At 77.0% G+C, this 6,599-nt stretch carries 4 protein-coding genes; all 4 read right to left on the bottom strand.

Annotated features, from left to right (window positions below; translation table 11 throughout):
* A partial coding sequence (locus tag E2C05_RS26945) for a hypothetical protein (protein WP_133222740.1) occupies nucleotides 1–1,504 on the bottom strand: 1,504 nt, incomplete at its 3' end.
* Nucleotides 1,505–1,529: 25 nt separating this feature from the next.
* Nucleotides 1,530–4,445, bottom strand: a complete 2,916-nt coding sequence (locus E2C05_RS33430) for a coiled-coil domain-containing protein (protein ID WP_158292387.1) — start codon at nucleotides 4,443–4,445, stop codon at nucleotides 1,530–1,532.
* Nucleotides 4,446–4,460: 15 nt separating this feature from the next.
* Nucleotides 4,461–5,396 carry a hypothetical protein gene (locus tag E2C05_RS26930; RefSeq protein ID WP_133222739.1) on the bottom strand — a complete coding sequence of 312 codons (936 nt, stop codon included), beginning with the start codon at nucleotides 5,394–5,396 and terminating at the stop codon, nucleotides 4,461–4,463.
* A gap of 10 nt (nucleotides 5,397–5,406) precedes the next feature.
* A partial coding sequence (locus tag E2C05_RS26925; protein ID WP_205083113.1) for a phage tail protein occupies nucleotides 5,407–6,599 on the bottom strand: 1,193 nt, incomplete at its 5' end.

Genomic DNA, 6,599 nt, shown 5'->3' with positions numbered 1-6,599 from the left:
CCGGCGGGTCCTCCGGCGCCTGGCCGCGGGCGGCGAGGCGGGCGGCCAGCGCCTGCTGCGCCGCCACCTGGTCCAGCGCCGCCAGCCGCGGCGCCGCCCAGGCCTCGAAGCCGGGCTGGTCGGCCAGGGCGTCGATGGCGGCGTCGAACCCTTCGTCGGTCTTGGTCGAGGGCCCGCCGGCGGCATCCAGCGCCGCCCGCGGCCCATCCGGCCGCGGGTCGGCGGCCAGGGCGAGCGCGGCGCCGAGGCGGCGGCGCAGCCCGTCCTGCATCGGCGCCACGCCGTTGAACACCGCGGCATGCGCCAGCGCCCGGTCGCGCCAGTCCCGCCGGGCCTGGTGGAAGGCAGCGAAGAGCTGCTCCAGCAGCCGCAGGTCCGGCCGCGGCCGGTCGGCCAGGTCCGGCCGCCAGTCACGGTCCGCCACGACCGGCAGCAGGGTGACGGCATCCGCCGTGTCGCCGGAGAGGTCGAGCGGCGCCCGCCGCAGCCCCTGCCGCAGCACCGCCGGCACGGCGCCGGCCGGCAGCGGCGCCATGCCGACATCGAGGCTGGGCGGGAAGAGCGGGCAGGCCGGCCTCACCCCGGCCGGGTCCTGCAGCAGCAGGGCGGGCAATTGCCCTGCCGCCGGCAGCCGCGGCAGGCGCAGCCGCAGCGCCTTCTGGCGCGCCTCCGGCATCTGCGGGTCGGCCGCTACCGCCCGCGCCAGCGCATCGTGCACCTGCGCCGCCAGCAGCCGGGCGCCGGCATCCGCCGCCGCCTCCCAGCGTCCCGCCGCCTGGTTAAGCCAGCGGATGGCGCCTGCCTGCACCGCGACCAGCGCCAGCGGCACCGCGCCATCCGCCGCCATGCCGTTGCCGCCCACCAGCGCGGCGGCGCGGAGATTGGCGAAGCGGTCCGCCGCGACGCCGTCGAAGCGCGGCGGCGGCGGCTGGTCGGGCGGAAGGTCGCCGGGCGGGGGCGCCACCGGCTCGTCGCGGGGAAGGCCCGAGCCGCCCCCCGGGAGCAGCGCGAGACGGGGGGAGAGCCGCGCCTCCACCAGGCTGTCCCGCCGCTCGTCGCGCAGCGGGTCGCCTTCCTCGCGCGCATCGGGCCGGTCGGCCGGGCCCCAGACCGTCTCCGCTTCCGCCAGGCGCAGCACCAGCAGGTAGACGCCGTCCTCGATCGCCGGCGCGCCGGCCACCCTGGGCACGAGGTCGGCCAGGCCGAGGGAGAGCGGCGCGCTGAGCCGCAGCACGCGCCGCCCGCCCAGCACGGCGATGCCGGGCCGCAGCAGCAGCCGGTCCGGTGCTGCGCCGCCGCCGGTGGCGTCGAAGGCGGCGGGCGAGAGATCCAGGCCCGCCACCACGCCCTCCGGCGCGCCGGCCGCCAGCGCATCCAGCCGCTGGCCCAGGTAGCGGTCGCGGATGCCGAATTCCGCTTGGCCGAGATGGCGGTGCGGGACGAGGTTCAGCCGCTTCGGCGGGTCGGCGTCGGGATCCACCGGCGGCAGGCGGACCGGCGTCATGGCGCTGCTCCAGGGCGCGGCGGGCTCATCGGCCGAGGGTCCGGTTCAGCCGCTGCAGCGCCAGGTCCGGCGCGACGCCGGACCGCAGGATGGCGGTGGACTCCGCCACCTGCCGCTGCAGCGTGTCCCGCGTGGCGGACAGCGTGGCGACCTGGGTGTTGAGCTGGTTGACCTGGGTGGAGAAGCCGTCCCGCTGCTGCGTGACGCTGGCGAGCTGGGTGTTGAGCTGCCCGACCTGCGCCGAGAAGGCGTCGCGCTGCTGCGTCGCGGCGGTCAGCTGGCCGCGCAGCTGCCCGACCTGGGTGGTGAGCTGGTTCACCTGGGCGGAGAAGCTGTCCCGCTGCTGCGTGGCGGTCGCCAGCTGGGAGGTGAGCTGGCCGAGCTGGGCGGAGAAGCCGTCCCGCTGCTGGGTGGCGGTGGCGAGCTGGCCGCGCAGCTGGGTCAGCTGGGTGTCGAGCTGGCCGGCCTGGCTGACGGCGCTGTCCCGCTGCTGGGTGGCGGCGGCGAGCTGCGAGGTGAGCTGGTTGGCCTGGGCCGCCAGCGTGTCCCGCTGCTGCGTCACCGACGCGACCTGGCTGGACGCCTGGCCGAGCTGGGTGTTGAGCTGGGTCACCTGCGTGGCCAGCCCGTCGCGCTGCTGGGTCATGGTGGCCAGCTGGGAATTGGCCTGGCCGAGCCGGGCATTGGCATCGTCCCGCTGCTGCGCGGTGGCGCCGAGCTGGGCGTTGAGTTGCCCAAGCTGGGTGTTGAGCTGGTTGACCTGGCCCGACAGCCCGTCCCGCTGCTGGGTGATGGCGGCAAGCTGCGCATTTACCTGGCCGACCTGCGCGGCGAGCCCGTCGCGGTCGCGCGTCAGCGTGGCCACCTGCGGCTCCAGCTGGGCGATGCGCGCGGCGAAGCCGTCGCGGTCCCGCGTCACGGTCGCAAGCTGCGGCTCGAGCTGGGCGATGCGCGCGGCGAAGCCGTCCCGGTCGCGGGTGACGGCGGCAAGCTGGGCGTCGAGCTGGCCGATGCGGGTGGCGACGCCGTCGCGGTCCTGCGTCACCGCGGCCAGCTGGGCATCGAGCTGCCCGACGCGGGTGGAGAGGCTGTCGCGCGCCGCGGTGATGCCGGCGAGGTCGCCCCGCAGCGTCGCCACCTCGGTCTCGAACCCGGCCAGCGACTGGTCGCGTTCCAGGATCAGCCCGTCCACGTCCTCCAGCGCCTTCCGCCGAAGCTCGGGGTCGTCCGGCCAGCCCGGCGGCCAGGGGAAGGGCGGCTGCTTCACCTTCACCAGCTTGCGCCGCAGCTGGTCGATGAGGTCGTCGCGCAGGCCGGTGCGGTTGCCGCAGGCGGCGAGGTCGGCCTGGGATTGCCGCAGGTCGGCGAGCGCACGGTCGCGCTCCGCCAGCACGCCCTGCCGGCCTGCCTCGGCCTGCGCCGCCCTGGCCTGCGCAGCGGCGGCCTGCGTCGCCGCCGCCTGCGCCGCGGCCTCCGCCGCCGCCTTCGCCTGCTCCGCCGCCGCGATGGCCTGCGTCTGCGCCTCCAGTTCCTGCCGCGCCTGGTCCAGCGCGGCCCGCAGCTGCTGGATTTCCGGCTGCGCTTCCGGGTCGGGCGGCGGCGGCAGGGTGAAGCCGCTGGCCAGCATCACCGCGGTCACGCCGGTGGCGCCGGCATGCGCCGGCCGGCGGATATAGGGCAGGCGGTCCGGCACCTTCTCCCAGATCGCCTTCCAGGTCTCGGCATCGGTGTCCAGCGCGGCGCCCGGCTGCGGCAGCAGGCGCAGCCGCAGCGGGTCGATGCGCGGCAGGCCGATGCGGTCGGGCCAGCGGAAGGGGGAGGCCTGCGCCGCCGCCGGCGCATCGGCGCGCGGCTGCTGCAGCGCCCGGCCGAATTGCGCGAAATCGGCGGGGGCCAGCGGCGCCAGCACCACCACCTCGAAGGGCTCGCCGCTGCCGAGGTCGAGCGGGCCATAGGCCAGGCTCTCCTCCTGCAGCGCCGCCACCTCGTCGGCGCGGACCGGCGTCACCCAGACCTCCGCCGTCTCGCCGAAGAAGAGCTGGCTGCCGGCGACGGGATCGAGCGCGGCGCGCGGCAGCGTGCCGGCGGGCGGCAGCAGGGCGAAGGCGTCGGAGGCGCGGAAGGCGGCGGGCAGGCCGCGGCCGGCGCGGTCGACGAGCACATCGGCCAGCAGCGCCTCGTACTGCGCCGCCAGGTCGCGCTGCGGCCCGGCGGGGTCGAAGCGGTCGCGCCGGGTGCGGCGCAGCAGGAAGGGGTCGAGCCAGGCGGCGATGCCGCCCTGGGTGGCCAGCAGGCCGAGGGCGAGCCCTTCCTCCGGCAGCGCCGCCGCCAGTTCCGGCCGGCCGAGCAGGCTGCGGGCCAGCCCGGCCCGCGCCGCCAGCGCGCTGCCGCCGCCCGGTGGCCGCACGGGCAGCGGGACCAGGGCGAGTTCGAGCAGTTCGGTGATGGTGTTGAAGCTGCTCTCGCGCTTGGCGCCGAGGTCGCGCGGGAAGACCTCGGCGACATCGGTCCCGACCTCCCGGTGCAGCAGCACCACGGCGTAGAGCGCGCTGCCGAGGCCGCGGATGCGGTTGCCGTTCAGCGTCGCCAGCCGGCCCAGGTCCTGCAGGTCGGCCTTCAGCGGCTGCCCCGCCGGCCGGTCCAGCAGCAGCATCCGGCCGGAGGGCGCGACGCCGGCGCCGTTGCCGAGCGAGAGGAAGCGCCGCTGCGCGTCGAGCGCCAGCGCGAAGCCGGCGATGACGCCGTCGCCGCCCGCCAGGCCGATATCCAGCAGCCTGCCGTCGAGATAGGCCTGGTCGCGGTTCAGGTCCTCGGCGGTCAGCAGCCTGCCGTCGAAGTAGTTGGTGCGGGACAGCCGCGCCTCGACCTGCGCGGTGGTGCCCGGCGGCGGCGCGCCGGCGCCGCTGCTGCGGAGCGGGCGGAAGGACGTGGCATCGGACATGGCGGCCCTCCGTCTCTAGAGCGTGCCGTGCAGCGGCAGCGGCTGCACGAAGGGGCGGATCAGGTTGTTCACCGTGGCCTTGCCGGGCGCCGCAAGGGCCGGCTGCGCCGCATCGGCCGCGAGCGCGATGCGGGCCAGCGGGATGCGCGCCGCGGCGGCAAGGCAGGCGAGGCGGTCCGGCGCGGCGCGGCAGGGATCGGGCGGCGCCTGGCCGAGGCGATGCGCCGCCAGTGCCAATTGCCGCGCCTGCGCCACGTCCGGCAGGGCGGTGAGGAAGTCCCTCTCCCGCTGGGTCAGCCCCTCCGGCTGGGCCGGCGGCCGCTGGCCGTCCGGCAGCCAGGCGGCCACCGCATCGGCCGGCGCATCGGCGGGGAAGGCGCTGCCCTGCGGCGGCTCGGGCAGCAATTCCAGCAGGAAGCTGTCGGCGACGCGGCTGGTGACCACCGCATCGGTGCCGATGTTGAGCCCGGTGGCGAGGGAGGGCTGGAAGCCGCGCGGGCTGTCCGCCGCGCGCAGGGTCACGCGCAGGTGCAGGGCGCCGTCGCCGAAGGCCTCCTCCAGCGCGGTGGGGGGCTGCGCGGCGATCCAGTCAGTGAGGCTGATGGCATAGGCCTCGGGCAGCAGCACCTCCCGCCCCAGCCCGTCGATCGCCTGGCCGGGTGCCACCGCGACCGTGGCGCCCTGCTTGCCGTCGGCCCGCGTCTCCGTCCCGATCGAGACCTTGAGCCCGTAGAGCGTGCCGCTGCCCAGCACCATCCGCTGCAGCCGGGCGAGGCGGCGCAGCAGGTAGTCCTGCTCGGCCCGCATCGCCTCGACGCCGACCATGACCCCGGCCTCGTAGTACATGCGCTGCAGCGGCTCGGCGAAGCTGCCGTCTTGCTCCAGCCGGCGGCGGTCGGCCTCGGCGCGGCGGCGCTCGGCATCGGTGCCGCGGGCCTCGATCTGGTCCATCTCTGCCTCCTCAACCCGGGCCGGAGGCGGGGCGCACTGCCTCCGGCGCCAGGGCGGCGGGATCGAGGACGAGGCCGGCGCGCCCCAGCGCCACCTCGTCCAGCGTGACGGGCACGGGCGGCGGTTCCTCGACCAGGAAGCTGTCCACGCCCAGCAGCGGGGCGAGGCCGAGCACGAAGCCCGCCCGCGCCTCCATCACCCGCCACTGCACATGCGCCGGCATCTCGCGCCGCGCCGCCGCTTCCACCGCCGGGCGGGCCAGCGCGCCGCGCCCATGCAGCAGGATGCTGACCTGGTGCGCATGCTGCGCGAAGAAGCGCTGCACCGCCGCCGCCTCGTCGGCGGTGGCGAGGCCGGGCGCGAAGAGCGCCAGCGCCTCCCGCGCCGCCGCCTCCGACAGGATCAGCGTGTCGCCGACGATGCTGTTGCCGCTGGCGCCGCTGCCGAGCGTCAGCGGATGGGTCTCGTCATCCATGGGGATGCCGAGGATGGTCGCCATGGAGCGGCGCAGCCGGTAATTCTCCACCACCACCACCTCGCCGCGCCGCACCCCGCCATCGCTGGCGACGTCGAGCGCCGCCTGCACCGCCGCCAGCGTGCCGCGCCGCGGCAGCAGGGCGCCGAGGCCGGCCAGCTCCGCCCGCTGCCGCGCCTCCGGCCAGCCGGGCTCCGGCGTGCGGCCGAGGAAGCTGGCCAGGAAGGGCAGCGCGGCGGCCGGGGTGCGGGCGGGGTCGAGCAGCAGCTCGCTTTCGCCGATGCGGGTCTCCAGCGGGGTGAGCGTGGCCTCGAAGACCGAGAACAGGCGCTCCCGCAGGTCGGGGCCATTGGCCGGGCCGGGCGTGGCATCCGGCGGGGCGGCCTGGCGGAACAGCGGCGGGAGATAGGCTTCCTGCCAGGAGAAGCGCGGCGCCCAGGCCCGCAGCGCGTGCAGGGACGGGCTGGCGCGGCCATCGCCCGACAGCAGGGCGACGAGGTCGAGACGCCGCCCCACCAGCCGCCGCACCGCGCCGGTCGGCGCCTGCAGCAGCAGGTCGAATGTGCCGGCGCGGCCGGGCTCGGGCGGGCAGAAGCCGGGATGCCAGGGAAGCTCGGAGCCGGTGGGCGACCAGACGGGCGCGGGTTGGCGGTGCAGCGGCGCCGCCGCCAGCGCCGCGGCCAGCGCCGCCGTTGCGGCGGCATCCGCGGCGAGGGCGGCGGCCACGC

Source organism: Paracraurococcus ruber (assembly GCF_004353985.1).
Lineage (GTDB): Bacteria > Pseudomonadota > Alphaproteobacteria > Acetobacterales > Acetobacteraceae > Paracraurococcus > Paracraurococcus ruber.
Note: the sequence above shows the minus strand (reverse complement) of the source record. Positions and strands in the feature narration are given on the sequence as shown.